This window comes from Dyella sp. 2HG41-7 (genome assembly GCF_021390675.1).
Taxonomy (GTDB): domain Bacteria; phylum Pseudomonadota; class Gammaproteobacteria; order Xanthomonadales; family Rhodanobacteraceae; genus Dyella_B.
The window spans coordinates 2,779,491-2,805,409 of record NZ_JAJEJV010000004.1; the positions used below are offsets into that span (position 1 = coordinate 2,779,491).

General features: G+C 60.9%; 24 protein-coding genes. 10 read left to right on the forward strand and 14 right to left on the reverse strand.

Annotated elements, in window-relative coordinates; translation table 11 throughout:
• Window positions 1-41: 41 nt before the first annotated feature.
• From L0U79_RS13775 to orn, 4 genes are all read right to left on the reverse strand, one after another.
• Entirely contained in the window at window positions 42-995 is a 954-nt protein-coding gene (locus L0U79_RS13775; protein WP_233842840.1) for a 2-oxoglutarate and iron-dependent oxygenase domain-containing protein, read from the reverse strand.
• Between the two features lie 164 nt (window positions 996-1,159).
• Window positions 1,160-2,518: a phosphoglucosamine mutase gene (gene glmM, locus L0U79_RS13780; RefSeq protein WP_233842841.1), complete on the reverse strand. Its 1,359-nt coding sequence runs from the start codon at window positions 2,516-2,518 to the stop codon at window positions 1,160-1,162.
• 211 nt (window positions 2,519-2,729) lie between these two features.
• Window positions 2,730-3,635, reverse strand: a complete 906-nt coding sequence (gene folP, locus L0U79_RS13785) for a dihydropteroate synthase (protein WP_233842842.1) — start codon at window positions 3,633-3,635, stop codon at window positions 2,730-2,732.
• On the reverse strand, window positions 3,632-4,201 hold the full coding sequence (orn, locus tag L0U79_RS13790; RefSeq protein ID WP_233842843.1) for an oligoribonuclease: 570 nt from the start codon (window positions 4,199-4,201) through the stop codon (window positions 3,632-3,634). Before orn ends, folP begins: the two co-directional genes overlap by 4 nt.
• Before the next feature lie 180 nt (window positions 4,202-4,381).
• On the opposite strand from orn, the gene sbcB reads away from it, so the two are divergent.
• Together sbcB and L0U79_RS13800 are read left to right on the forward strand one after the other, a co-directional pair.
• On the forward strand, window positions 4,382-5,827 hold the full coding sequence (gene sbcB / locus L0U79_RS13795; protein WP_233842844.1) for an exodeoxyribonuclease I: 1,446 nt from the start codon (window positions 4,382-4,384) through the stop codon (window positions 5,825-5,827).
• Window positions 5,828-5,843: 16 nt separating this feature from the next.
• Window positions 5,844-6,530: a DUF2461 domain-containing protein gene (locus tag L0U79_RS13800; protein WP_233842845.1), complete on the forward strand. Its 687-nt coding sequence runs from the start codon at window positions 5,844-5,846 to the stop codon at window positions 6,528-6,530.
• Window positions 6,531-6,701: 171 nt separating this feature from the next.
• On the opposite strand, the gene lysS is transcribed toward L0U79_RS13800, so the two are convergent.
• The 8 genes from lysS to L0U79_RS13840 all read right to left on the reverse strand — a co-directional run bounded on the left by lysS (window position 6,702) and on the right by L0U79_RS13840 (window position 17,213).
• Window positions 6,702-8,222: a lysine--tRNA ligase gene (gene lysS / locus L0U79_RS13805; protein WP_233842846.1), complete on the reverse strand. Its 1,521-nt coding sequence runs from the start codon at window positions 8,220-8,222 to the stop codon at window positions 6,702-6,704.
• Window positions 8,223-8,281: 59 nt separating this feature from the next.
• Entirely contained in the window at window positions 8,282-8,635 is a 354-nt protein-coding gene (locus L0U79_RS13810) for a hypothetical protein (RefSeq protein ID WP_233842847.1), read from the reverse strand.
• Between the two features lie 41 nt (window positions 8,636-8,676).
• Window positions 8,677-9,802 (reverse strand): peptide chain release factor 2 gene (gene prfB / locus L0U79_RS13815; RefSeq protein ID WP_233842848.1). Its coding sequence is split into 2 segments (ribosomal slippage): window positions 8,677-9,726 and window positions 9,728-9,802, totalling 1,125 coding nucleotides; the frame shifts between segments, so codons are not numbered across the junction.
• Between the two features lie 145 nt (window positions 9,803-9,947).
• Window positions 9,948-11,618 carry an asparagine synthase B gene (asnB, locus tag L0U79_RS13820; RefSeq protein ID WP_233842849.1) on the reverse strand — a complete coding sequence of 557 codons (1,671 nt, stop codon included), beginning with the start codon at window positions 11,616-11,618 and terminating at the stop codon, window positions 9,948-9,950.
• Between the two features lie 334 nt (window positions 11,619-11,952).
• On the reverse strand, window positions 11,953-12,318 hold the full coding sequence (locus L0U79_RS13825) for an STAS/SEC14 domain-containing protein (protein ID WP_233842850.1): 366 nt from the start codon (window positions 12,316-12,318) through the stop codon (window positions 11,953-11,955).
• 359 nt (window positions 12,319-12,677) lie between these two features.
• A complete protein-coding gene (recJ, locus tag L0U79_RS13830) occupies window positions 12,678-14,435 on the reverse strand; it encodes a single-stranded-DNA-specific exonuclease RecJ (RefSeq protein WP_233842851.1) in 1,758 nt (585 codons plus the stop codon).
• Complete coding sequence (locus L0U79_RS13835; protein WP_233842852.1) at window positions 14,396-15,313, reverse strand: phosphoglycerate mutase; 918 nt, start codon at window positions 15,311-15,313, stop codon at window positions 14,396-14,398. Before L0U79_RS13835 ends, recJ begins: the two co-directional genes overlap by 40 nt.
• A 7-nt stretch (window positions 15,314-15,320) precedes the next feature.
• Window positions 15,321-17,213: an ATP-binding cassette domain-containing protein gene (locus tag L0U79_RS13840; protein WP_233842853.1), complete on the reverse strand. Its 1,893-nt coding sequence runs from the start codon at window positions 17,211-17,213 to the stop codon at window positions 15,321-15,323.
• Between the two features lie 204 nt (window positions 17,214-17,417).
• Between L0U79_RS13840 and L0U79_RS13845 the strand changes: the two genes are divergently transcribed.
• The 6 genes from L0U79_RS13845 to L0U79_RS13870 all read left to right on the forward strand — a co-directional run bounded on the left by L0U79_RS13845 (window position 17,418) and on the right by L0U79_RS13870 (window position 22,090).
• Window positions 17,418-17,762 (forward strand): hypothetical protein, encoded by a 345-nt coding sequence (locus tag L0U79_RS13845; protein ID WP_233842854.1) that lies wholly within the window; start codon window positions 17,418-17,420, stop codon window positions 17,760-17,762.
• A 148-nt stretch (window positions 17,763-17,910) separates the two neighbouring features.
• Window positions 17,911-18,948: an agmatine deiminase family protein gene (locus L0U79_RS13850; protein WP_233842855.1), complete on the forward strand. Its 1,038-nt coding sequence runs from the start codon at window positions 17,911-17,913 to the stop codon at window positions 18,946-18,948.
• 93 nt (window positions 18,949-19,041) lie between these two features.
• On the forward strand, window positions 19,042-19,932 hold the full coding sequence (locus L0U79_RS13855) for a carbon-nitrogen hydrolase (protein WP_233842856.1): 891 nt from the start codon (window positions 19,042-19,044) through the stop codon (window positions 19,930-19,932).
• Window positions 19,933-20,022: 90 nt separating this feature from the next.
• Window positions 20,023-21,255 carry a TraB/GumN family protein gene (locus L0U79_RS13860; protein WP_233842857.1) on the forward strand — a complete coding sequence of 411 codons (1,233 nt, stop codon included), beginning with the start codon at window positions 20,023-20,025 and terminating at the stop codon, window positions 21,253-21,255.
• 133 nt (window positions 21,256-21,388) lie between these two features.
• A complete protein-coding gene (locus tag L0U79_RS13865) occupies window positions 21,389-21,718 on the forward strand; it encodes a cytochrome c (protein WP_233842858.1) in 330 nt (109 codons plus the stop codon).
• A 21-nt stretch (window positions 21,719-21,739) separates the two neighbouring features.
• Complete coding sequence (locus L0U79_RS13870; protein WP_233842859.1) at window positions 21,740-22,090, forward strand: cytochrome c; 351 nt, start codon at window positions 21,740-21,742, stop codon at window positions 22,088-22,090.
• Window positions 22,091-22,173: 83 nt separating this feature from the next.
• Here the strand turns inward: L0U79_RS13870 and L0U79_RS13875 are convergent, their stop codons facing one another.
• A complete protein-coding gene (locus tag L0U79_RS13875; RefSeq protein WP_233842860.1) occupies window positions 22,174-22,782 on the reverse strand; it encodes an NfuA family Fe-S biogenesis protein in 609 nt (202 codons plus the stop codon).
• Between the two features lie 145 nt (window positions 22,783-22,927).
• Here L0U79_RS13875 and L0U79_RS13880 point away from each other — a divergent pair, with 145 nt between their 5' ends.
• Window positions 22,928-23,269 carry a 4a-hydroxytetrahydrobiopterin dehydratase gene (locus L0U79_RS13880; protein WP_233842861.1) on the forward strand — a complete coding sequence of 114 codons (342 nt, stop codon included), beginning with the start codon at window positions 22,928-22,930 and terminating at the stop codon, window positions 23,267-23,269.
• Entirely contained in the window at window positions 23,266-24,777 is a 1,512-nt protein-coding gene (locus tag L0U79_RS13885) for a CPBP family intramembrane glutamic endopeptidase (protein WP_233842862.1), read from the forward strand. Before L0U79_RS13880 ends, L0U79_RS13885 begins: the two co-directional genes overlap by 4 nt.
• Here the strand turns inward: L0U79_RS13885 and L0U79_RS13890 are convergent.
• On the reverse strand, window positions 24,755-25,723 hold the full coding sequence (locus L0U79_RS13890) for an RluA family pseudouridine synthase (protein WP_255682803.1): 969 nt from the start codon (window positions 25,721-25,723) through the stop codon (window positions 24,755-24,757). The two genes, L0U79_RS13885 and L0U79_RS13890, sit on opposite strands and share 23 nt — an antisense overlap.
• Window positions 25,724-25,919 lie beyond the last annotated feature (196 nt).

The window sequence follows — 25,919 nt, forward strand, 5'->3', positions numbered from 1 at the left end:
GGGTGATAGCTTTAATAACTACTAAAACAACGAGGAAAAGATCAAATCAGCTTGATCTCACGCAACCGCTGCATCAGGTAATCGTGCGATGTGATCGAGCTGTCGTAGCGACGCGGATTGTCCGCGGTAATGCACTGCGGCAGCGGATCGAGCACCACGTCGGGATTGGGATGCAAGAAATACGGCACCGAATAACGCGGCTTGCGCGCGTTGTCGTTTTGCGGATTCACCACGCGATGTGTCGTCGACGGATACACATGGTTGGTAAGGCGTTGCAGCATGTCGCCGATATTCACGACGATGGCGTCGCCTTCGGTGGTGATGGGCAGCCATTCGCCTTCGCGCGTCAGCACTTCCAAACCTTCGGCGCTCGCGCCCACCAGCAGCGTAATGAAATTGATATCTTCGTGAGCGCCCGCACGCACGTTGGGAATATTTTTTTCCGTGATGGGCGGGTAATGGATCGGGCGCAGAATCGAGTTGCCTTGGTCGATCTTGTTCTCGAAGTAATCCTCCGGCAGATCGATATGCAAAGCCAGCGCGCGCAAGACGCGACTGCCGAGCCAATCCAGCGATTGGTAAAGTTCGTAACCGTATTCGCGAAAACCCGGCACTTCGGCCGGCCACAAATTGGGCGGCATCAGATCGGCGAACGGCGAATCGCGGTTGATGTCGCGGCCGACGTGCCAAAACTCTTTTAAATCCGGGTGACGGCTGTCTTTGGCCGTTTCCACCTTGAAAGGCGTGTAGCCGCGCGCGCCGCCGGTGCCGGGCACGTGGTACTTCATTTTGGTTTCGGTCGGCAGCGCGAAAAAGCGCTCGAAAGCGTCGTAGGCGCCGTCGATCAGCTTCGATGAAATGCCGTGGCCGCTGATGCAGCAGAAACCGAATTCGCGATAGGCCGCGCCGAGCTCGGCGACAAACGCCGTGCGATCGGTGTCGTAACGACGAATGTCGAGCGTGGGAACCTTTTTGCCGTGGGCAGACGTGTCCATGATTTCTTCCAGGTTGGCGTGCGGTCTATTTGGTGTTCCGCCACCGCAGGGGCGGTGCACGTCGGGCCTCGAAGTCTGTCTAGATAATCGTTAGACAGGCTCCACTCCATGGCGACCTGGGGACCTATGTGCAGCGCCAACCGGGAAAGGTCGACGCTACTGGTTCACGAGCGTTCGGCTACGGATTTTACGACGTCCGCGAGGCGTTCGGCCATCAGCCTGACTTCCGCCTCGTCGGCCGCTTCCACTGTCACACGCACGAGCGGTTCGGTGCCGGACGCACGCAGCACCACGCGGCCGCGTCCCAGCAGGGATTTTTCGGTTTCGGCAAGCGCCTGGCGCACCGCGTCGCTATCGAGCGCTTCGCGCGCACCGGCGGCGCGGACGTTGATCATCAATTGCGGCGTCTTCTTCAATCCCTGGCGTGCGGTGGCCAGATCCTGACCGGAGTGCTTCAACGCTTCGAGCAACGCCAGCGCGGCGACAATGCCGTCGCCGGTGGTGGCGCGGTCCAGGCACAGCAAATGGCCGGATGTTTCGCCGCCCAGCACGCCGCCATGCTCTTTCAGTTTCTGCAGTACGAAACGATCGCCCACATTGGCGCGGATCAACTCCACGCCCAAACCGGCCAGCGCCTGCTGCAAACCGTAATTGCTCATCAAAGTGCCTACGACCGGGCCCTTCAATTGACCGCGCGCGTGCCAGCTGCGCGCGAGCACGTAAAGCATATCGTCGCCATCGCCCAGCACACCGTTACGATCCACCACTTGCACGCGATCGCCGTCGCCGTCGAAGGCGAAACCGATATCGGCATGGTGTTCCACGACGGCGCGTTGCAACGATTGTGGATGGGTGGAACCGACATCGCGATTGATATTGAAACCGTCGGGCTTGTCGCCGAGTACATGCAATTCCGCGCCAAGCTCCGCAAAAACTTTGGGCGCGACCTGGTACGTCGCGCCATGTGCGCAGTCGAGCACGATCTTCATGCCGGCAAGGCTGAAATCTTCCGGTACGGTGGATTTGCAGAATTCGGCGTAACGCGTTACGGCATCGGTGACGCGCACCACTTTGCCCAGATGCTCCGAATCCACGGTGGTGAACTCGGCATCGACTTCGCGCTCAATCGCCTCTTCGATTTCGTCGGAAAGTTTTTCGCCATGCGTGGAGAAAAATTTGATGCCGTTGTCGTAATGCGGGTTGTGCGATGCGCTGATCACAATGCCCGCATCCGCGCGCAAACTACGCGTGAGATAGGCCACGGCCGGCGTGGGCATCGGGCCGAACAAACGCACGTCGGCACCCGCCGCGGCCAAACCGGCTTCCAACGCGGATTCGAACATGTAACCGGAAACGCGCGTGTCTTTGCCGATCAAAACCAGCGGACGACCCGGCGTTTTCTTTTGCCGCCCAAGCACCACGCCCAGCGCGCGCCCCAGGCGCAACACGAAATCCGCGCTGATGGGCCATTGCCCGACCTGACCGCGGATGCCATCGGTGCCGAAATATTTGCGTTGATTCATGGAAGGTCCTGCCCAGGCTTGTCGCCGTTGGCTTGTCTCGTCTTCGTCGCATAGGGAAAGACGAAGGTGAGGCAAGCTTTATTAATAGGTTACCCAGTCCTGCCCGCCCTTGCGCAAGGATGCGGGTGTACTACGGGTTTTATAAGTAGGAAAACGGCCAAAGAAGAGCGCATTTTCTCGCAAGGAAAAGTGAAGGCGGCACGCCGTTTATTCATTCGTCATCGGGCCAGCGCGGCGCCTTCGGCGTATCACGCCGCTCGGGCACATCGCCGGCTTTCACCGCATGCCACACTTTCAGCGCATCCACAGTGGGAGCGACGTCGTGCACGCGCACCATGCGCGCACCGCGCTGAGCCGCAATAAGCGCGGCGGCGACCGAACCGGCCGCGCGTTCGGACGGCTCTTTGCGGCCGGTGAGTGCGCCGATCATCGACTTGCGCGACAACCCGACGTAAACGCCGCTGCCCAAGTCCGCGAAACGTTCCAGTTTGCGCAGCAAGGCAAGATTGTGTTCGATGTTTTTGCCGAAGCCGAAGCCGGGATCGACCATCACTTTGCGGCGATCGATGCCGGCCAATTCGCACGCAAACAATCGATCGGTAAGAAAGCGATGTACTTCGCCGACGACATCGTCGTAATGCGGTTCGTCTTGCATGCTGCGCGGCTCGCCTTGCATATGCATCAGGCAAATGGGCATGCGCAATTCCGCTGCGGCATCCATCGCGCCTTCGCGTCGCAGAGCGTAGACATCGTTAATCATGCCCGCGCCGGCCGCGACCGCCGCACGCATCACTTCGGGCTTGGACGTGTCGACGGCAATCGGCAACGACGTACGCGCGACCAGTTGTTCGATCACCGGAATCACCCGACGAAGTTCGTCGTCAATGGAAACATCGGCGGCGCCGGGGCGCGTGGATTCGCCGCCGACGTCGAGCATATCCGCGCCCTCTTCCGCCAGACGCAGGCCGTGCGCTACGGCGTCATCGACATGGGCGAATTGTCCGCCGTCGGAAAACGAATCCGGGGTGACATTGATAATGCCCACCACGCGTGTTTGATCCAAGGTCAACGAGCGACCGTTGCAATCGAGCACGGTGGCGAACAGGTCCGACATCATGCGCTTTGCTCCACGCCTCCGAGCGCGCCCATAAATTGGCGGTAATAACGCAGTTCGTCGATCGAATCGCGAATATCCGAAAGCGCGGTATGCGCGGATTCCTTATTGAAGCCGCGGCCAATCGTCGGCGCCCAGCGACGCGCCAATTCTTTCAACGTGGAAACGTCGAGATTGCGGTAGTGGAAAAACCGCTCGAGCTGCGGCATTTGGCGATGCATAAAGCGTCGATCCTGACAGATCGAATTGCCGCACATCGGCGACTTGCCCGGCAGCACCCACGCCTTGAGAAATTCCAACGTCGCTTTTTCGGCATCGGCGTGCGTGGCGGTAGACATCGCCACCTGATCCCACAAACCGGAACGACGATGCTGATTGCGGTTCCATGCATCCATCGCTTCCAGGCGTTCCACCTCATGGTGAATCGCAAAGACAGGACCTTCGGCCAGAACGGTCAGGTCTTTGTCGGTAACGATGGTGGCGATTTCGAGGATCGAATCCCGGTCGGTATCCAGACCGGTCATTTCCAAGTCGATCCAGATGAGGTTGTCTTCGTTGGCTTGGCTCATGCGCGCAGTGTAAAGGGGGGAACGGGGCACAGGGAACGGGGCATGCACCTTTCTTTACCAACGCGTACGGCCTATCCATATCCCATCCGCTGAAAAGAGCCTTAAATCCAGGCTTTCTTGCGTACACCACACTCCCCCGTTCCCTGTTCCCCGCCCCGCCCTGCCCTTATCATCGACCCCATGCAAACCCTCTTCTGGCACGACTACGAAACCTTCGGCACCGATTCGCGCCGCGACCGCCCCATCCAATTTGCCGGTATCCGCACCAACCTCGAATTGGAAATCGTGGATGAGCCGGTGATGTTTTACGGCAAGCCGCCCCGCGAGATGGTGCCCAGCCCGGAGTCCTGCCTGATCACCGGCATTACCCCGCAGCAGGCCGACCGCGACGGATTGATCGAAGCCGACTTCGCTGCGCGCGTGCACGAACAACTGGCCACGCCAGGAACCTGCGGCGTGGGATACAACTCCCTGCGCTTTGACGACGAATTCACGCGGCAGCTGCTGTACCGAAATTTCTTCGAGCCGTATGGGCGGGAATGGGAAAACGGCAATTCGCGCTGGGACCTGATCGACCTCGTGCGCATGTGCGCCGCCTTGCGCCCCGAAGGTATCGTGTGGCCGACGCATGAAGACGGCGCGCTCAGCTTCAAGCTGGAACATTTGGCCACCGCCAATCATCTTCAGCAGGCGCGTGCGCACGATGCGCTGTCGGATGTGCAAGCGTTGATCGATCTGGCGCGATTGATTCGCGTACGCCAACCAAAGTTGTGGGAATGGCATTTCGCACTACGCCGCAAACAGCGCGTATTCGAACTGCTCGACACGACTGCGATGACGCCGTTGGTGCACGTTTCGTCCCGCTATCCGGCCAGCCGTTGCTGCCTGGCGCTGATTGCACCGTTGGCGGTGCATCCCGCGCGCGCCGGCGAAATTATTGTTTACGACCTGGCGCAAGACCCTGCCGAGTTGCTCGCGTTGGATGTGGATGAAATCCTCGACCGCATGTTTACGGCGCGCGCCGATCTGCCCGAAGGCGTCGAACGCATTCCGCTGCGCACCATTCACGCGAACCGCTCGCCCGCGCTTGCGCCAATGTCGGTACTGAAAGGCGTGGATTTGCAGCGGCTGCAATTGGACGTCGACCGTTGCCTCGCGCACGCCGAAAAGCTGCGCACTGCCGCCGGCTTAGGCGAAAAACTACGCCGTATTTTTCAACAAACCGCCAACTTGCCACCGCCGGAAGATCCCGAGCTCGCGCTTTACGGCGGATTCCTGCCCGACGCTGATAAACGACTACTGCGCGAGGTTCGCGCAACGCCACCCGAGCAACTCGATCCTCGCAACTTCCGCTTTCGCGACGGGCGCTATCCGGATTTGCTTTTCCGCTATCGCGCGCGAAATTGGCCCCACACGCTCACGCCCGACGAGCGCGCGCACTGGGAATCGTTTCGCACTCAACGACTCACTCACGCGACGCCTCTCACCACGCTCACGTTGTCGGACTACTTCGCCAAACTGGCGCTGTTGCGCAACGATCCGCTGGGACAAGGTAAAGTTGCACTGCTCGATCAACTACAAGCCTGGGGCGAACAACTTGCCGCCGAGGCTGGCGTGACCGCCTGACAAGGACCTTCGATCCATGCCGCGTGCTTATTTTTCCACTGCCACGTTTCGCTTTCTCAAAGCGCTTGCCCGCAACAACAATCGCGAATGGTTTCTGGCGCACAAGGCCGACTATGAGCGCGACGTGCGCGACCCATTCCTGGAATTGATCACCGATATCCAGGCGCCGTTGGCGAAAATCAGCGAGCACTATCGCGCCGATCCACGAAAGAGTGGCGGGTCGCTCTTTCGCATCTATCGCGACACGCGATTTTCGAACGACAAAGAACCGTACAAGCCCTGGGCCAGCGCGCGCTTTTTCCATGAACGTCGGCATGAAATTCCGGCGCCGTCGTTTTACGTGCATATCAAGCCGGGCGATTGCTTTGTCGGCGGCGGGATTTGGCATCCGGAATCGGATGCGCTGAAGCATATTCGCGGGTTTCTGTCGGACAACCCGGCTGCGTGGAAACGCGCCGTGCAGAGCAAAGCGTTCCGTGATCACTTTGCGTTTTGGGGTGAATCGCTTACGCGTCCGCCGCGCGGATTCGATCCGGCTCACGAATTGATCGAGGACATCAAGCGCAAGGATTTTGCGGCGGGCGAACAGTTCGACGAAGCGTTGGCGTGTTCGTCGGAATTGCTGCCGTTTATGGTGGCTTCGTATAAGCGACTTGCGCCGATGATCGATTATTTGTGCGCGGCGCAGGAGTTGGAGTTTTAGATCTACGATTCAATCGTTGCCGCCCTGGCAAATCACGCCACAGTGTCATTCCGGCGAAGGCCGGAATCCAGTTCAAATACGCTGTGCGAAGCACCCGAAACATTTTTATGTTGAGTGCTTCGCACGACATGTTTGTACTGGATTCCGGCCTTCGCCGGAATGACGAGCGAATTACGCCTCTGGGCGCATATACGGGAACAACAACACATCGCGAATCGACGCCGAATTGGTGAACAACATCACCAGACGATCGATGCCGATGCCAAGACCGCCGGTCGGCGGCAAGCCTACTTCCAGCGCGCGAATGTAGTCGGCGTCGAAATGCATGGCTTCGTCGTCGCCCGATTCCTTCGCATCCACCTGCGCCTGGAAGCGCGCGGCCTGATCTTCCGGATCGTTCAATTCGGAGAAGCCGTTGGCGAGTTCCTTGCCGTTGATAAACAGCTCGAAACGATCGGTGATGCCCTTGTCGACATCGTTCTCGCGCGCCAGCGGCGACACTTCCACCGGATGATCGATGATGAAGGTGGGTTGCACCAAGGTGTGCTCTACCGTCTTCTCGAAGATTTCCAGCAGCAACTTGCCCCAGCCGTAGCCCGGCTTTACATGCACACCTAGGCGCGCGGCGTGCGCGGCCATGGCGTCGCGATTGCGCAGTTCTTCGCGCTTGATATCGGGATTGAGCTCAAGCACTGCGTCTTCCATGCGCCAGCGACGGAATGCGGGGCCGACGTCGATCTCCGCGCCTTCCCATGCCAGCTTGGTGGTGCCCAGCACGTTTTTGGCCGTGTCGCGAATCACGTTCTCGGTGAGATCCATGATCTCGTGATACGTGGCGTAGGCCTGGTACAACTCCAGCATCGTGAACTCGGGGTTGTGCCGGGTCGACACGCCTTCGTTGCGGAAGTTGCGGTTGATTTCGTAGACGCGGTCGAAGCCGCCGACCACCAGACGCTTCAAGTACAACTCGGGCGCCACGCGCAGATACAAATCGATATCGAGCGCGTTGTGATGCGTAATGAACGGACGCGCCGTGGCGCCGCCGGGGATGATATGCATCATCGGCGTTTCCACTTCCATAAAGCGGTACGGCTCGGCTTCGAGCCATTTGCGCATGTAGCCGATGATCTTGGAGCGCGTCATAAAGGCGCTGCGCGCTTCTTCGGTCACGATCAGATCGACGTAACGCTGGCGATAGCGTTGCTCCACATCGGCGAGGCCATGCCACTTGTCGGGCAAAGGGCGCAGACTCTTGGTCAACAGACGCAGCTCGCGCACCTTCACCGACAATTCGCCGGTCTTGGTGCGCATCAATACGCCTTCCGCGCCCACGATATCGCCGACGTCCCAACCCTTGAAGGCTTCGTAGGTGGCTTCGCCAACCGTGCCTTGATGGATAAAGAGTTGGATACGGCCGGTGAAATCCTGCATCTGCACAAAGCTGACTTTGCCTTGCACGCGCTTGAGCACGATGCGTCCGGCCACTTTTACAATGCGCGCAGCCGCTTCGATCGCTTCGGCGGTATGCGTTTCTTTATCGGCGAATTCGGTCTGCAAGTCGCCCGCGAAATTGTCGACTTTGAAATCATTCGGGAACGCGATGCCTTGCGTGCGCAGCGCGCTGAGTTTTTCGCGGCGCTCGGCAATCAGCTTGTTCTCGTCGATGATCGGGGTGTCGGTGGATTCGCTCATGAGTCTGCGGGTGTCTTGTGGTGATTGTTGAATGAGGGCTTGGCGTCGCTCAGCCTTGCTCAATTGCCTTTGCCGAAAACTTTTTTGGTCGCGTTCTTGGTGGCTTCCCAGCCTTCCTTTGCGCCGTGACCAATGGCGACGCCGGCATCGCGGGCACCGTGACCGACAGCGATACCCGCCTTCTTCGCGCCGTGGCCGATGCCCGTGCCCGCCTCTTTTGCGCCATGTCCAACGGATGTGGCGGCATGCTTGGTGGCGTGCCCGACATCGCGTGCGCCATTGCCGATATCGTGTCCGGCCGCTTTCGTGTCGTCCTTGACGGTTTGGCCGAAACTACCGGCGCTCGCCACGCCGCTAAAAACCGCGAGCGTCACGAACGCGAACAGGGCTGTGCAGAGGGTCTTGCGATTCATGCGGTGATTCCTCGCTCGGGTCGTCGGGTACATCCACATCATTACGCATCAAGACGCTTGGCGCCGGCATCCAGGCCCGCTTTCAAACTGGCTTCCACGAATTCGTCCAGATCGCCGTCCAGCACCTTCTGCGTATCCGTGCGTTCGATGCCGGTGCGCAGGTCTTTGATGCGGCTCTGGTCCAGCACATAGTTGCGGATCTGGCTGCCCCAGCCAATGTCGGATTTGGTCGCTTCCAACGCATCCTTTTCCGCATTGCGCTTTTGCATTTCCAGCTCGTACAACTTGGCGGCCAGCATTTTCATGGCGCGGTCGCGGTTGGCGTGCTGGCTGCGTTCGGTCTGGCACGCCACGACCACGCCGGACGGAACGTGCGTGATACGCACGGCCGATTCGGTTTTGTTGACGTGCTGGCCGCCGGCGCCGGACGAACGGTACACGTCGGTTTTCAGATCCGCCGGATTGATTTCGATATCGATATCGTCGTCCACTTCCGGCGACACGAATACAGAGGTAAAGCTGGTGTGTCGGCGATTGTCGGAATCGAACGGACTTTTGCGTACGAGACGATGCACGCCGATTTCGGTTTTCAGCCAGCCGTAGGCGTAATCGCCTTCCACGCGGAACGTGGCGGATTTGATGCCGGCCACATCGCCCGCGCTCACTTCCATCAATTCGGCTTTCCAACCGCGCGATTCGCACCAGCGCAAGTACATGCGCAGAAGAATTTCCGCCCAGTCCTGCGCTTCGGTGCCGCCGGCGCCGGCCTGTATGTCGACGAAGGCGTTGGCCGGATCCATCTTGCCGGAGAACATGCGCTGGAATTCCAGCTTGCTCACGTCGGCGTCGAGTTTGGCCACATCGGTTTGCACCGATTGCACGGTGGCGTCGTCGCCATCTTCGGCCGCCATGTCCAGCAGCTCGCCGGCATCCGTCAAACCCGCCGTGATGCGGTCGATACCGCTAACGATGGTGTCGAGGCGGGCGCGTTCGCGGCCCAGTTCTTGCGCGCGCGGCGGATCGTCCCACACGGTGGGGCTTTCCAGTTCGCGGCTTACTTCTTCCAGACGCTCGCGTTTGGCGTCGTAGTCAAAGATACCCCCTAAGCGATTCGATGCGGGCCGTAAGGTCCGCGATCTGCGCAAGGATCGGATTGGTTTCGATCATGTTCGAATGAGCCTGATAGGTCGTCGCCGAGACGGCGCGAGGTAAACGGTTATCGTAGCAAACCGGGTACGAACGCGCCTACCCGCCGGCTTTGCGGCCAGCGGGCTCCGGCGGGGCTCAATTCAGACAAAAAGCGTAAACAGCGTCACGGCGCAGCCTGGAGCGCATGCTCATGCACGCCACGCACCGCGCGGCCGGACGGATCGGCCATTGCCGCAAACGCAGGGTCCCACGCCAACGCCGCCGGGGACGAGCACGCAATCGACTTGCCACCGGGCACGGTCGCCGCGCAGGCTTCGCCCGGAAAATGTTTCTCGAAAATCCGGCGATACAAATACGCCTCTTTCGTGGCCGGCGTGTTGAACGGATAGCGGGACGCGGCAGCGGCGAATTCGCGGTCGCTGATGGCTTGCTCGGCGTGCGCCTTCAGGCCATCGATCCAGCCGTAACCGACACCGTCGCTGAACTGTTCTTTTTGTCGCCACAGAATCGATTCCGGCAACGCGCCCACAAACGCTTCGCGCAGCACGGCTTTTTCGATACGGCCATTGCCCGCCATCTTGTGTGCGGCGTCCATGCTCATGGCCGTTTCCATAAATTCCAGATCGAGGAACGGCACGCGTGCTTCCACGCCCCAGGCCATCATGGATTTGTTCGCGCGCAGGCAATCGTAGCTGTGCAAGGCGTCGAGCTTGCGCACGGTTTCTTCGTGGAACGCTTCGGGCGACGGCGCTTTGTGGAAATAGAGATAACCGCCGAAGATTTCATCCGAACCTTCACCCGACAGCACCATCTTTACGCCCATCGCCTTGATGCGACGGGCCAGCAGATACATCGGCGTGGATGCGCGAATCGTAGTTACGTCATACGTTTCGATATGGCGAATCACTTCCGGCAGCGCGTCCAAACCTTCCGCAAACGTATAGACGAAACCGTGATGCACCGTGCCGAGCGCATCGGCCACCACTTTCGCGGCGGCGAGATCGGGCGAACCTTCCAAGCCGATAGCGAAGGAGTGCAAACGCGGCCACCACGCTTCGCTGCGGTCGTCGTCTTCCACGCGCTCGCGTGCGAAGCGCGCCGCGCAAGCCGCCACCAAGGAGGAATCCAAACCGCCGGACAACAACACGCCATACGGCACATCCGTCATCAACTGACGATGTACCGCTTGTTCGAATGCCTGGCGCAATGCTTGCGGCTGATGACCTTTGGTCGCCGCGTAGTCGCGCCACGGACGCTTGTAGTAACTCTGCAATTGCCCGGTTTCGCTGTCGTAAACATGCCCCGGCGGAAACGGCGCCACATCCGCGCAGACGCCCACCAACGCTTTCATTTCCGACGCTACGCACAATCGACCATGCTCATCGTGTCCCCAATACAGCGGGCAAACGCCGATCGGGTCGCGCGCAATCACATAGCGCTTGGCGTCGCCGTCCCACAGCGCGAACGCAAAAATGCCGTTGAGCTTGGTAAGAAAATCCGTGCCGTGTTCGCGATAAAGCGCGTTGATCACTTCGCAATCCGAACCGGTCGTGAAATCGTAGCTGCTGTGCGCGCGCAGCTCGCGATGGTTGTAGATCTCCCCGTTCACCGCCAACGCGAGATGACCATCGCGGGAGCGCAACGGCTGCGCGCCGCTGGCCGGGTCCACGATGGCGAGGCGTTCATGCACCAGGATGGCGCCCGCGTCGACGAACACGCCGCTCCAGTCCGGCCCGCGATGACGCTGACGCTGCGACAGCTCCAGGGCCAGCAGTCGTAACGCGGCGAAATCGTCGCCCGGCTGCAGATCGAACATTCCAAAGATGGCGCACATGACAGATTTTCCTTTTGCTCGCTCGGTGGTGAAACGTTGAAAAACAAAAGGGCCCGCACTTGGCGGGCCCTTTTGCGTGTGTATGGTTGTTTCTTTCGCCTACACGCGGACCCGCCTGCGATTGCAGGTATTGTTATTCGCGTTGTTATTCAGCGCCGCAGCAACACCGGCCGCAAAAGCGGCGTTGGTTGCAAGATAGCTGGCGGCGAAAGCGTTCATGGCTCGACTACATCACAAGGCAACGCGGCGCGCAAGCCGAAATTCGCACAATTCCGCCGCTCAGTAAGGCCATCTGGTCATAACGCCAAAACAGCGGAATACGGGCGCCCTGAACTCAGGGCGACGCAACCCAACGCACGGCCTCTTCGAACTCGGCATTGGTAAACAATTTGAACTGAGTGGGCATCGCAAAGCCGAACATGCTCGACATCACGCGAATCCAGCCCACGTCAGTGACCAGTGCGGTGCGTTCCCAGCCGCTGATATGGCGGAAACCGAGTTTGACGTCGTCCCACATCGCCCCAGGCGCGAAGCCCACGAAGTCGTCGCCGACATGCACCACGAGGCGCAGTTTGGGATTCAAGGCAAACGCTGCCTCGATGTCCGGCACCATCACACTCTCATAGTCCTGCGCGGTCACCAGGTCGCGCATGCGAAAACCAAGGACACCGGCGGGCAAAGTCGGAAGTTGCTCGATCATGGCGACGCTCCTAGGGATGCTCTGACCCATTCTACGCAGGCGTCACCTGCTTGTCCGTTTGCAGGCCACAGGACTATCGGTGAAGGCAGACTGGCTGTCTGTCGAGACGATGGGCCGAAGGCATGCAAACGGACAAGCCGGCCCGGAGGGTGATGTCCAGAGGGCTCGCAGAGTGCGCCGCGTGGCTTGAACAGACGGCCAGTCTGACCTGCGCCACGCAACACACTCTGCGAGCCCTCTGGACATCATGCCGCCTACGTAGAATGGGTCAGAGCATCCCTAAACGAAGAGGCGGGTCTCTATCCAAGCGCCATTTTTGTCGCGAAGCAAGTAAGCAAACGTGAATAGACGATTCGCGATTACACGGGCTCTATATAACGCAGCAGCAACCGCGGCGATTCCCTGCCCTGCCAATCGTTGATGGTCAGTTCGAACGCGGCGCGCAAGATGGACGGCGGCGGCTGTCCGTCGTAGGCGTTGAACATGACTGCGTCGTACACCGCATCGTCGCGTGGATCGCGCAAACTGAGCCGGAGATGTCGCTCGCCCATCGGGCGCCAGCTGAAACATTCGAAGCGGTTTTCGAATACCGGTTCCGGAAACGCCTGCCCCCACGGACCGGCGAATCGCAACATGCGCGCCATATCCAAGGTGAACATGCCGGCGGCCATTTCGCCGTCGGTATAGAGCACCGACTGCAGCTGTTCTTCGCTCAGCCATTCGCGCGCCACGGTGTCGAAGGCTTCCGCAAAACGGGGGTAGTGATCGGTGGGCAGACTCAGACCCGCCGCCATGGCATGTCCGCCGAAGCGTTCAATCAATCCCGGAAATTTCGCATCCACTGCCGCCAGCGCATCGCGAATATGAAAACCGGCGATGGACCGCGCCGAGCCGCGCAGATGGTCGGGATCGTCTTCTCCGGCCGGCGCGAAGGCGATCACAGGCCGATGCAGACGCTCCTTCAATTTGGACGCCACCAGCCCGACGACGCCGGCATGCCAACTTGGCTCGAACAATGTGACGCCGACCGTTTGCGCATCGACTTGCGCGGCGCTCGCGACCATTAGTTCCGCTTCCGCAACCATCGACGCTTGAAGATCGCGTCGCTCCTGGTTGATCGAGCTAAGCAATTCGGCATAACGCCGCGCCTGGGCAGCGTCATCCGTCAGCAAACACTCCACGCCAAGACGCATATCTTCCAGTCGACCCGCGGCGTTCAAACGGGGGCCGATGGCGTATCCGAGATCGCTCGTGCATAACGCGACAGCATTGCGTTGACTGGCTTCGATCAAGGCCATGATGCCGGCACAGCCACGTCCGCTGCGCAAGCGTTTCATGCCCGCTTCGACGAGTACGCGATTGTTGAAATCGAGCGGCACCAGATCGGCCACGGTTCCAAGCGCGACCAGATCGAGCACGGCAGACAGATCCGGTTCGGGTTTTCCGTTGAACCAACCTTGCTCGCGCAGATGCGCACGCAAGGCAAGCAGCACGTAGAACATCACTCCCACACCGGCGAGCGCTTTGCTTGGGAAATCGTCGCCATGCATGTTGGGATTGACCATGGCGTCCGCATCCGGCAAGCGATCGCCGGGCAGATGATGATCGGTGACGATAACGCGCATGCCGCGCGCCCGCGCCGCCGCCACGCCTGCCACGCTGGCGACGCCGTTATCGACCGTCACCACGATTTGCGCATGCGATGGCAGCGAAGCAACCAATTCCGGCGTCAGTCCGTAGCCATGCACAAAACGATTCGGCACCACGTAATCCACACGACGCGCGCCGAGCAGGCGCAACCCGCGCACGGCGACAGCCGTACCCGTCGCGCCGTCGCAGTCGTAGTCGCCGGCAATGACGACGGACATATCGTTGCGAATCGCTTCGACCAATAAGGACACTGCTTGCTGCATGCCGCTCAATTGCTGCGGTGACAGCAGACGATTCAAGCGATGTTCGGCTTGCTCCGGCCCCAAGACACCGCGCGCAGCGTAGATGCGTTGCAAAAGCGGATGTACCGCATCGCCCCAACCCGTCGGTTCACCGGCGAGCGGACGTCGCTTCAATATTTGACGAATCACGAGGCGGACCGCCGCCAGACGCGCAAGCGATGCCATGGTTTGCAAAGCCATCGCTCGCCGCTGGCAAACGCCAAGATCAACGACTGGCGTCGAGACAGCGCCTGCAATGAAGGCCACCACGTAGTGGCGATGTTGTCCGGCGACTCGTCTTGCAAGTCGATCAGCCAACCAGCGTTCGCCGTCATGATCGACGACGCGTCCCGCGCTCGCGTTCGGATGTTGGCGCGTTGCGCCACGGCAAGCAGCGGCACATCGTCGGCGATAACGCCTTTCAACGCCGTCGCGACACGCGGCGGCAGCACGCCGCCGCCCCAGAACCACAAGCAGTTGACGGGCGGCAGGCCGCGCTCGCGTCGTTCCGTATTGATCGGATGTTGGTGCAATAAGACCTGCACTTCATTGAAAAGCATGCGCCAGGTGCGCGCGTGCTCGCCTTGCGGCAAATGTTCGTAGAGGTCTTCGCCAAGCGCCTGCTCAGGCGCATCGAAGTCGGGCAAGGCGATGTCCGCCGGAAGCCGCAGATGCCAGCGATCGGGAGAGGAAACGCAAAGCGTCATGCCGGCGTCGTCGAATATGGGCTTCAGCGCATCGGCGAGTGCCCTCGCATCGTGCATGTTCAAGAGCAATTGGCCGCACGCCATCAATCGCGCGCCGCTCATATCCGGTTGCACCCAGGCGGGATCGGCGCTAAGCCAACAGGCATCGCCGGCGTCGCCCACCAGATGTTGACGCGTTAGCGCCGCCACGGGTAGAGCGCCGTCGCATGAGAAGTTGGAAGACAAGCCACCGAGATAACCCTTGGCGCCATCCGTCAACCGATCGCCGCGCCGTATTAGCGTGCGAATGGGGTGGTCAGAACCAAAGCGTTGCAGATCCGGCAGCCAACATTCCACGACGTGCGATGCGAGGTCCATCGGCGGCTCACGCTTCAAGCAGTTCGTACAACTCGAGCCATTCGGCCTCGAGCGTTTCCTTTTCCTTGCGCAGCTCCGCCTGTCGCTGGCCGAGCTTCATCAATTCGGCGGTCGAACCGTTGTAGGTATCGGGATCGGCGAGTTTCTGCTCCAGTTTGCCGAGTTCGTCGTCGATGGCCGCAACACGCGTTTCGATTTTCTTGACGCGCTGACGCGAGGCTTTCTCGGTCTCGCGCTGTGCAGCCGCCGCACGGCGGCGATCCGCGGCGGATTCGACGGGCTTGGCTTCCGCTTCTGCTTTTTTCGGCGCGCTGCCGCGCGCGCGCAACCAGCGTGCGTAGTCGTCCAAGTCGCCATCGAACGACTCGACCTTGCCATCCGCGACACGCCAGAAACTGTCGCAAACCATGCCGAGCAAGTGGCGATCGTGCGATACGAGCACGAGTGCGCCGTCAAAATCCGCCAGCGCGTCGGCCAAAGCTTCGCGCATATCGAGATCGAGATGGTTGGTCGGCTCGTCGAGCAGCAAGAGGTTTGGTTTGTCCCAGGCAATCAACGCCAGCGCGAGACGAGCGCGCTCGCCACCGGAAAAACCGTCGACGGATTCGAACGCACGGTCACCGGCAAAATTCCAGTTACCGAGAAAATCGCGCAACACCTGCGCACCGACACCCGGCGCTTTATCCTGCAGGTGATCGAACGGGCTGGCGCCTTCGCGCAGACTTTCCACGGTGTGCTGCGCGAAGTAGCCGATTTTCAGATCCTTGTGCGCTTTGCGTTCGCCGTTCAATGGCGCAAGTTCGCTCACCAGCGTTTTCACCAAGGTGGATTTACCAGCGCCGTTTGGACCAAGCAGACCGACGCGCTCGCCAGCCTCCAGTCGAAAGCGGACATCACGCAGAATGCTCGCGGGCGGCTGGCCGTTTTCGCCCGGGTATCCGGCTTCGATCTCTTCCAGCTGCAGCATCGAATCGGGCAATCGATCCGGCACGGCGAATTGAAAGCGGAACGGCCGCTCCGCGCGCACGGCTTCAGTGCCGGCCATTTTTTCCAAACGCTTCATGCGCGATTGCGCTTGCTTGGCTTTGCTGGCCTTGGCTTTGAAGCGGTCGATAAACGATTGCAGATGCGCGCGTTCCACCTGCTCGCGCTCGTGCGCGATTTGCTGCAAGCGCAATTGTTCGGAGCGCTGCCGCTCGAACGCGCTGTAGTTGCCGGCGTAAAGCTTCGCCCTGCCTTCGTTGAGATGCAGGGTGTGGGTGATCACGCCATCGAGAAATTCGCGGTCGTGCGAAATCACCAGCAAAGTGCCTTGATAACGGCGCAGCCATTCTTCGAGCCACAACACGGCGTCGAGATCGAGATGGTTGGTGGGCTCGTCGAGCAACAACAATTCCGACGGCGCCATCAGCGCACGCGCAAGGTTCAGACGCACGCGCCAACCGCCCGAAAATTCGCACACGGCGCGCTCGTGCGTATCCGGGCTGAAACCCAGACCGTGCAACAAGCGGCCAGCGCGCGCACGCGCGTCGTAACCGTGCAGTTCTTCGATGCGGTGATGCGCGCGCGCCATCGCTTCGGTGTCGCCGCGCGCCTGGGCATCCAGTTCGTCGCGCAATGCGGTGGCCAGCTCCACGTCGCCGCCCATCACGTATTCGATGGCGGGGTCGGGCAAGGCCGGCGTTTCCTGCGCGACGGAGGCGAGACGCAGCTTGGACGGCATATCCAGCTCGCCCGAATCGGATTCGAGGTGCCCCTGCAACGCCGCAAACAGACTGGACTTGCCGCAACCGTTGCGCCCCACCACGCCTAGCCGCCAACCGCTCTGGATAACCAGGTCGATATCGGAAAGCAGCAGCCGGCTGCCTCGGCGCAGGGCGAAATGGCGAAACGCGATCATGGGGATTCCACTTAAAACCCGGGCAGAAAGCGCCCGTAGCCGCACATGATAACGGTCCGGGGCGCTTTGATTCATGCTGGGCAGGCCGACCGAGGCCGCACGGACGAGAGCGGCCTTCCATCACATCTGCCGTGTTTGCTCATGGCGTGCCAGGAACAGTTCTGTTAAAACGACGCGGCAACGCTTCGTGCGGAGAGGGGAATCATGTTCAAGCACCGTCACACCCTGCCCTTGCTGGCAGCCGTCGCTCTCGGCGCCGCACTGGCGTCGTCGCAGACCGCCCACGCTCAACAATCGCTGTCTCAGCGCGTGCAGGAAGAAAAGGGCATGAACTTGCCCACGCGCGGCATGAGCATGGCGCAAGTGGAAAAGCGTTACGGCGCCCCGGTGCGCAAGCTCTCGCCGCGCGGCGGCGATTCGGCCAAGCACCCGACGATCAATCGCTGGGAATACAGCGATTTCATCGTGTATTTCGAAAACAACCACGTGATCCATTCGGTGTTGAACACGCCGGCGGGCAACAACCGCAATCCGGGCTCGGTGAACTGATCGATAAAACGAAGTGGGCGCGCGTCCGCGCGCGCCTTTGTCTGACATCGCGTCTCGCTACTCGTCTTCCGCCTCTGCCTGTAAACTTGCGCACTGACCCGCCCGGCTCGTTCCGGGCATCCCCCTGTTTAGCGCGAGTGTCATCCCCATGACCGAATCCAGCTTGCGCCTGCCGGCCGAATGGGAGCCGCAGGCCGCCGTCCTGATTGCCTGGCCGCACGCCGGCACCGATTGGGCCGATCGGCTCGACGCCGTCGAGTCCACCTACGTGGCGCTCGCGGCGGCCGTGACGCGTTTTCAGCCGCTGATCATCGTAGTCGCCGATGCGACGCTGCATGCACATGTGGTTGCGAAACTGAAAACGGCGAATGCGGACCTCACGCGCATCCGTTTTGTAGAACTGCCCTACGACGACACGTGGCTGCGCGATTCCGGGCCCATCACGCTGCGCGGCGACGGCGATCGCTTCCAACTCACCGATTTTCGCTTCACCGGCTGGGGCGGCAAATTCGGCGCGGAACAGGACGATGCGTTGATTGCGGGCTTGGTGGAGGCCGGCGTTTTCGGTTCGGCCGCACACAAGCGCATCGATTGGGCGCTGGAAGGCGGCGGCATCGAAAGCGACGGTCGCGGCACCGTTCTCACCACGTGGAAATGCCTCACGCAGCGTCATCCAGACCAATCGCGCGATGAGATGAGTGCGATCTTGCGCGACGGCCTTCAGGCCAAGCGCGTGTTGTGGCTCGATTACGGTTATTTGGAAGGCGACGATACCGACGCGCATATCGATACGCTTGCGCGCTTTGCGCCGGGCGAACGTATCGTTTATCAGGCGTGCGACGACGCCAGCGATGTACATCACACCGAATTGCAGCGCATGGGCCGCGAACTCGCTACGTTGCGCACGCCGGACGGCACGCCCTACACGTTGTATCCGTTGCCGTGGGCCGAGCCGATCCTCGACGAAGGACGTCGTCTGGCCGCGTCGTATGCGAATTATTTGATCGTCAATGGCGCCGTGTTGGTACCCGCTTATGGCGACGACGCCGATGACGAGGCGGCGCGCATCATTGGCGAGGCGCATCCGGGGCGTACCGTCGTGCAGGTTCCTTGCCGCCCGTTGATCTGGCAGAACGGCAGCCTGCATTGCATCACCATGCAGTTGCCGGCAGGTTTGCTGGGCTAAACCGAGGCTTGCCACGCAACCGTCACCGATCCCGGCCGGGCTACGGCTACACTATGGAGCCCACCTCGCCATCACGGCGGACAGGACTCCAGCATGACCCGTAAGACGCTCAAGGTCGCGCTGCTGCAGGAAACTCACCGCGGCAGCCGCGACGCCAATCTCGACGCCATTGAAGCCGGCCTGCGCGAAGCCGCGGCGGCCGGGGTTGAACTCGTGTTGTTGCAGGAGCTGCACAACGGCCCGTATTTTTGCCAGCACGAATCGGTAAACGAGTTCGATACGGCCGAGAGCATTCCGGGTCACAGCACCGCGCGCATCGGCAAGTTGGCAGAAGAATTGAAGCTGGTTGTCGTGGCCTCGCTGTTCGAAAAGCGGGCGGCCGGGCTGTACCACAATACGGCCGTCGTGTTCGATCGCTCCGCCGCGATCGCCGGCAAGTATCGCAAGATGCATATTCCGGACGATCCGGCCTTCTACGAAAAGTTTTATTTCACGCCGGGCGATCTGGGCTTTGAGCCGATCGAGACGTCCGTCGGCCGTCTCGGCGTACTGGTGTGCTGGGATCAGTGGTATCCCGAAGCCGCGCGCCTGATGGCCTTGGCCGGTGCGGAACTGTTGCTCTATCCCACGGCCATCGGATGGGATCCCAACGACGAACAGGCGGAAAAAGATCGCCAGCGCGAAGCATGGATTACCGTGCAACGCGGTCACGCGGTCGCGAACGGTTTGCCCTTGCTCGCGTGCAATCGCACCGGTTACGAAGCGGACCCCGCCGGCGTCGGCGCAGGCATTCAGTTCTGGGGCAACAGTTTCGTGGCCGGTCCGCAAGGTGAATTTCTTGCGCAGGCAGGCAACGACAAGCGCGAGTTACTGATCGTCGACGTCGATATGGCGCGCAGCGAACACGTGCGCCGCATCTGGCCGTTTCTGCGCGATCGCCGCATCGACGCGTACAGCGACTTGCTGCGCCGTTTTCGCGATTGATCGAGTCTTGGTTCGCAAGTTGGCCTATGCTGGCTTGCCACGTGCCGCCGGCATCCTCATGCTGGATTCCTACCGCTACCCATCGATGACATGAGCGCAACCGATTCCACTCTTCTTTCCGCGTCTGACCTCAAGGGCCAGCCGATCGAGCGTGTGCAGCGCGACGGCGTCGAATACATCGTGCTGGGCACTGCGCACGTGTCGCGCACCAGCGTGGAAGCGGTGCAAGCGTTGCTTGCGACGGAATCCTTCGACGCCATCGCGGTAGAGCTCTGCGACAGCCGCGCGCAGGGCATGCGCGATCCGGAAGCGTTCAAGCAGATGGATTTGTTTCAGGTCATCCGGCAAGGCAAGGCCGGCATGGTGGCGGCGAGCCTGGTGCTTTCCACATTTCAAAAGCGCCTGGCCGATCAATACGGCGTGCAACCCGGCGCCGAAATGAAAGCGGCGATGGATGGCGCTGAAGCGCGCAACGTGCCGCTGTGGCTGATCGATCGCGAAGTCGGCACCACGCTCAAACGCGCGTGGCACAGCGTGGGCTTTTGGCAACGCTTCGGCTTGCTCGGCGGTCTGCTCGCCAGCGTGTTCGAACGCGAGACGATCGACGAAAAAGAAATTGAAAAGCTCAAACAAGGCGATTTGCTGGAAAGCGCCTTCAGCGAATTCGCCACCGAATCCGCGCCGCTTTATCGCAGCCTGATCGCCGAGCGCGATGCGTATATGGCGGCGCGTTTGCGCGAAGAAGCCGGACGTTCTGTCACGGCCAATCCGTGCAAGGTGCTGGTGGTGATCGGCGCCGGACATTTGAAAGGTTTGTGCGAACACTTGCGCATCCAGCAAGCCGATCCGAGCAACACCGTCGCCGAGCTGGCGCAAACGCCGCCCAAATCGCAATGGCCCAAATGGATTGCGGTCGGCTTGGTGCTCTTGATATTCGCGGCGATCGGCTACGCCTTTCATCGCAATGCGGCGCTTGGCGCGCAGGCGTTGCGTGATTGGGTATTGTTCACGGGCGGCTTCGCCGCACTCGGCGCGTTGGCGGCGCGTGCGCATCCGTTGAGCATTCTTGCGGCATTTATCGCCGCGCCGATCAAGCCGTTCCGACCCGGCATTCCTGCCGGCGGCATCAGCGCGATGGTCGAGGTGTGGGCGCGGCGCCCGCGCGTGGCGGATTTCGAAAGCCTGCGCGACGACATCGTGCATTGGAGCGGCTGGTGGACCAACCGCGTCGCGCGCACGCTGCTCAATTTCTTCCTGGTCAGCGTGGGCACGATCATCGGCGAGTACGCAGCCGGCTTCCACATTCTCAAGAGTCTGCTCTGACACCGACGCACGGCGCGGCGTTTTGTCACTCCCCCTGCTGCGTCCGGCCGTCCCATTGTGACGACTCCGGGGCAACGTCTATACTCGGCCAAATACGTTGCATGCATCCGCTGGAACCGTGGGGATCCTCTTGATGACTCGATTGCAATTGTTTGGCCTGGCTGCAGCTACCGCTGTTCTGTTGTGTTCCACCGCCGCCCAAGCCACGGGCGACAAAGCCAATGGCCGAACGCTGGTCTACACCTGCAATGGCTGCCATGGCGTTCCCGGCACCAATAACGCGTACCCTCAGTATCCGGTTCCGAAAATCGCCGGACAGAACGCGCAATACATCATCAGCGCGTTGCATGGGTACAAGTCCGGCGATCGCACGCATCCGACCATGGTGGCGCAGGCGCAGAGCCTCTCCGATCAAGAGATCGAAGACATCGCCGCGTACCTCTCCAGCATCGCTTCGAAGTAATCGGCCAAGGATTCCATCTGCATGAAACGCACGCTCACGCTGCTCTCGTTCGGTATGGCTCTTGCGCTGGCTTCGGCGCCGCTGCTGGCCGCCGGTAACGGCGACAACGGCAAGTCCAAGGCCGCCACTTGCTTTGCTTGCCATGGCGCCGACGGCAACGCCGTCGACCCGCAATACCCTCGCCTCGCCGGTCAGTACAACGAATACATCCAACAGGCGCTGCACGAATACAAAGACGGTCGCCGCACCAATCCGATCATGAAAGGGTTCGCTGCAACGCTTTCCGATCAAGATATCGAAGATATCGCCGCGTACTATTCGACGTTGCCGACCAAGCTCGATACGTTGAAGGGACATGTTCAGGGCGATTGAACGCGCCGTCCGCTGACGCATAACGAAAAACGCCCGCATCCAGGATGCGGGCGTTTTCTTTTTGAGCACTCGCAAAGCGGGCATCAACCCATCGCGGATTGCCCTTCCTTCTTGCGGTAGTACGGATTCTCGCCGCCTTTGTGATCGGTCGCATCGCGTACTTCGGTGATTTCCGGCACGCGCTCGCGCAACGTTTTTTCAACACCGTTCTTGAGCGTCACATCGACCATGCCGCAACCGTGGCAACCGCCGCCGAATTGCAGCAACACCACGCCGTTGGCGTCGATTTCCAACAAGCTCACGCGTCCGCCGTGCGCGGCGATGCGCGGATTCACTTCGGCTTCGAGCACATAACGCACGCGTTCGACCAAGCCCGCTTCCGCGCCCGGCAATTCACCCTTGATCTTGGGCGCGCGAATGTTCAGTTGGCCGCCCGTCTGGCTGGGTTCGTAGTCGATGTTGGCGCCTTCCAACCACGATGCGCTGTCGCCTTCGATATGGAAATCGAAGCCTTTGCACTCCACCGTCCACTCGTTTCCGGTGAGCTCTTGCGGTTCGCAGAACTCCAGCTCGCAATCCGCCGCCGGCGTACCGGGCGAGGTGACGCGCAGGCGGATGCCCAGCCCGTCGATACCTTGCTGCGAGAGAAGACGCAGGAAATGCTGCTGCGCGCGTTCGGAAATCTCGATCATGCCTGCTCCGGAAACACTAACCGTCTATGCCCTGGTGCATCGGGCCCTATACCGCACCATTTTAGTCCTGTTTTGTCATGAATGTTCGAATCCGTTTTTTTCGCGTACAGTTTCAGCGCTTTAGCGCCCGACGATGGAGATCGCCATGACTGCTCTTCCGCTATCCACCCAGCATTGCCAACCCCGCAAGGGCAAGGAGCATGCTTTGGACGAAGCGGCCGTTGCCGCGCTGCTACCGCTCGTGCCCGGCTGGAAGGTCAGCGCGGAGGGCGATGCCCTCTTGAAGGATTTCCGCTTCGAGAACTTTCATCACACGCTCGGCTTTATCAATGCGGTGGGTTTCATGGCGAACCATGAAGATCACCATCCCGATATCGAGGCCGGCTACGGTCATTGCAAGCTGCGCTGGTCGACGCACGACGTGGGCGGTTTGTCGCTGAACGATTTCATTTGCGCCGCGCGCGTTAACGCTCTGCTAGAACATTGAGCGAAGCTCGTCGCACGCGACAAGCAGGAGCGATTGTCGGCTACGTGCTGGTCGCCGCGATCGCCTGCCTGGGTTTAAGCCGCTTGGCGGCGTGTATCACAGGCCATCGCCTGCTCGATCAAGCGCAACAACAGTTGGCCAGCGTTGAAACCCATCAGCCGTTGTGGCGATGGGATTTGCGCAAACCGCACGATCTGGTCGCCAGTCGCGCGTTCGGAAACGCAACCGTCACGAGCGACGACGATGCACTGCGAATCACCAGCAACGACGGCACACCCTTCGAAGTGGGTTTGCCGATTGCGTGGTCGCTGGATCTGAGGCATTGGTCGACGCTCCAACTGCAATTGCGCAGCAGCGCGCCCGGATCGCTCGGATTGATATGGCAAGGCAGCCAGACACCCGCGTGCGTCGCGCCCATCGCAGGCACGTTGTTGCCAGATGTGCACACGTTGCGCGTCGATTTGCGCGGCCTCGCGTGGAAAAGCGCTGAACAAGGCGACTGCGCCACGCCCGGTATCGCGCAGATGCTGCGGTTGCGCGTTCAACTTCCCGCGCATGCGACCTTGTTTCTTTCGTCCGCAGGTTTGCTGACAACCGAGCCTATGCCGCGTCTGCAGGACGTCATCGTCGACATTCCCGCCGATGCGACTGAGCAAGATGTCGAACGCATCACCGATCGCGCACTAGCGTGGCCCATGCCGTTGTTCCGGCTGCCGAAAGGCGCGGATGCCGAAGCGATGTTGGTGTTGCGCGACCGATTGCGCGTGCATTGGCCAGCAGCGCTGATCGTACCTTCTGGCGCCATGCCTGAAGCTCGCCCGGCAGAGCCCGTTCGCGCGCCCATCGCGTGGCTGGTTTGCGTTTTATATGTGCTTGCGCTGATTTGGCTCGTCGCTCGCCCCGTAAAAAGCCGCCTTCGCCCCTGGCTAGAACTGGCTGGCTGTCTGGCGGGTCCCCTATGGCTGATCGCCGATCTGCATTGGGGACTGCGCGCTACGCCATTGGGCATCACGGCCTTCGGCGCCGGGCTCGCCTTCGCCGTAGCGATCGAGCGCCATCACTTGCCCCGTCTGTGGCGCCTGCCCGATTCCAGTCGCGAATGGTTATGGCCGCTTGCCACCGTGCCGGTCACAGTGATGTTGATCATCCTTTACGGCCACTCCCTGCGCCCGCTGTTGCTGATCCACGTGCTGGCTTACCTGGCGTGGGCGTGGCTGCAGCAGTGGTTGATGCTGACGATGTTGCTGCGTCGCTTCGAACAGATCCTAGTCCGGCCGGCGTGGGCCATCATGCCGGTGGCCCTGACCTTCGCCCTCTTGCACACCCCGAACGGCGTATTGATGCAGCTCTGCTTCGTCGGCGAGCTGTGGTGGGCCTGGTGTTTTCTGCGTTCGCGCAGCGTGTTGCCTGTCGCGTTGGCGCATGCGACGTGTGCGTTGCTGGTGGAATCGGGACTGTCGGGCGGACTGGTGCGCTCGCTAGAAGTCAGCGCGCGCTTTTTCTACTAGTGCCCAGATCGTTGAGAAACGTCTTCAAATCGTCAGGCAACGGCGCCGAAAAACTGTAACTGCGTCCATCAAGCTCGAACGACATGTGGGACGCATGCAGAAACAACCGGTGCAGACCGCGCTCGCGTAAGCGCTTGTTGACGTCACGATCGCCGTATTTCGTGTCTCCCGCCAACGGATGACCGATATGCGCGGCATGCACGCGGATCTGATGCGTGCGTCCAGTACCTAGCGTGGCCTGCATCAGCCGCATGCCGGAGTACTGCTCCATTTCGCGGAAGAACGTCAGCGAGGGCTTGCCATCATCCGACACGCGCACCATCCGCTCGCCGCCCTGCAGGATGGACTTCTTGAGCGGCGCGTTGACGTCGAACCGCGCCTTGGGCGGGTGGCCGACCATCAGACACAAGTATTGCTTGGTGACCTCATTGGCGCGGATCGCCGCCTGCAGACCTGTCAGCCCCGCACGGGTGCGGGCGAACACCAGCACGCCGCTCGTGTCGCGGTCCAGGCGGTGAACCAGTTCCAGGTGCTCGTTGGGACGGGCCTGCCGGAGCAACTCGATCGCCCCGAAACTGACCCCGCTGCCACCGTGACTGGCCACGCCCGAGGGTTTGTCGATGACCAGAAAGTGCTTGTCCTCAAAGATCACGGCCTCGGCGACCTGCGAGATCGCCCCTTCGGAGGCGCCCTGCTCGGCCGGTCGTTCAGCCACCCGGACCGGCGGAATGCGCAGCATATCGCCCTGGCTGAGACGGGTATCGGGCTTGGCGCGCTTCCCGTTCACGCGTACCTGGCCGGTGCGCAACAGCCTGTAAATCATGCTCTTGGGCACCCCCTTGAGCAGGGTCATCAGGGCATTGTCGATGCGCTGACCGTCCCGCTCAGGACCGATCTCGAGTTGACGCACCCCTTGAGGTACGTTGGGGGAAGTTGCCGTCTGCATTGAAAAAAACCTGGGTTGAGAGGATACTCGCACAGCGCTTAGCCGGGTCCACCGACATACGTTGAGGACTTGGCGCCCGCCTGTTACGCCGGCGAGGTTTGCGCCGGCCGCCCACTCTGGCAGCCGGTTGCAAACACCTATTAATCGTAACGGTTCGGGTAGCCGCTTGTCCGGTCTCAGTTAGCCAGACACAGCG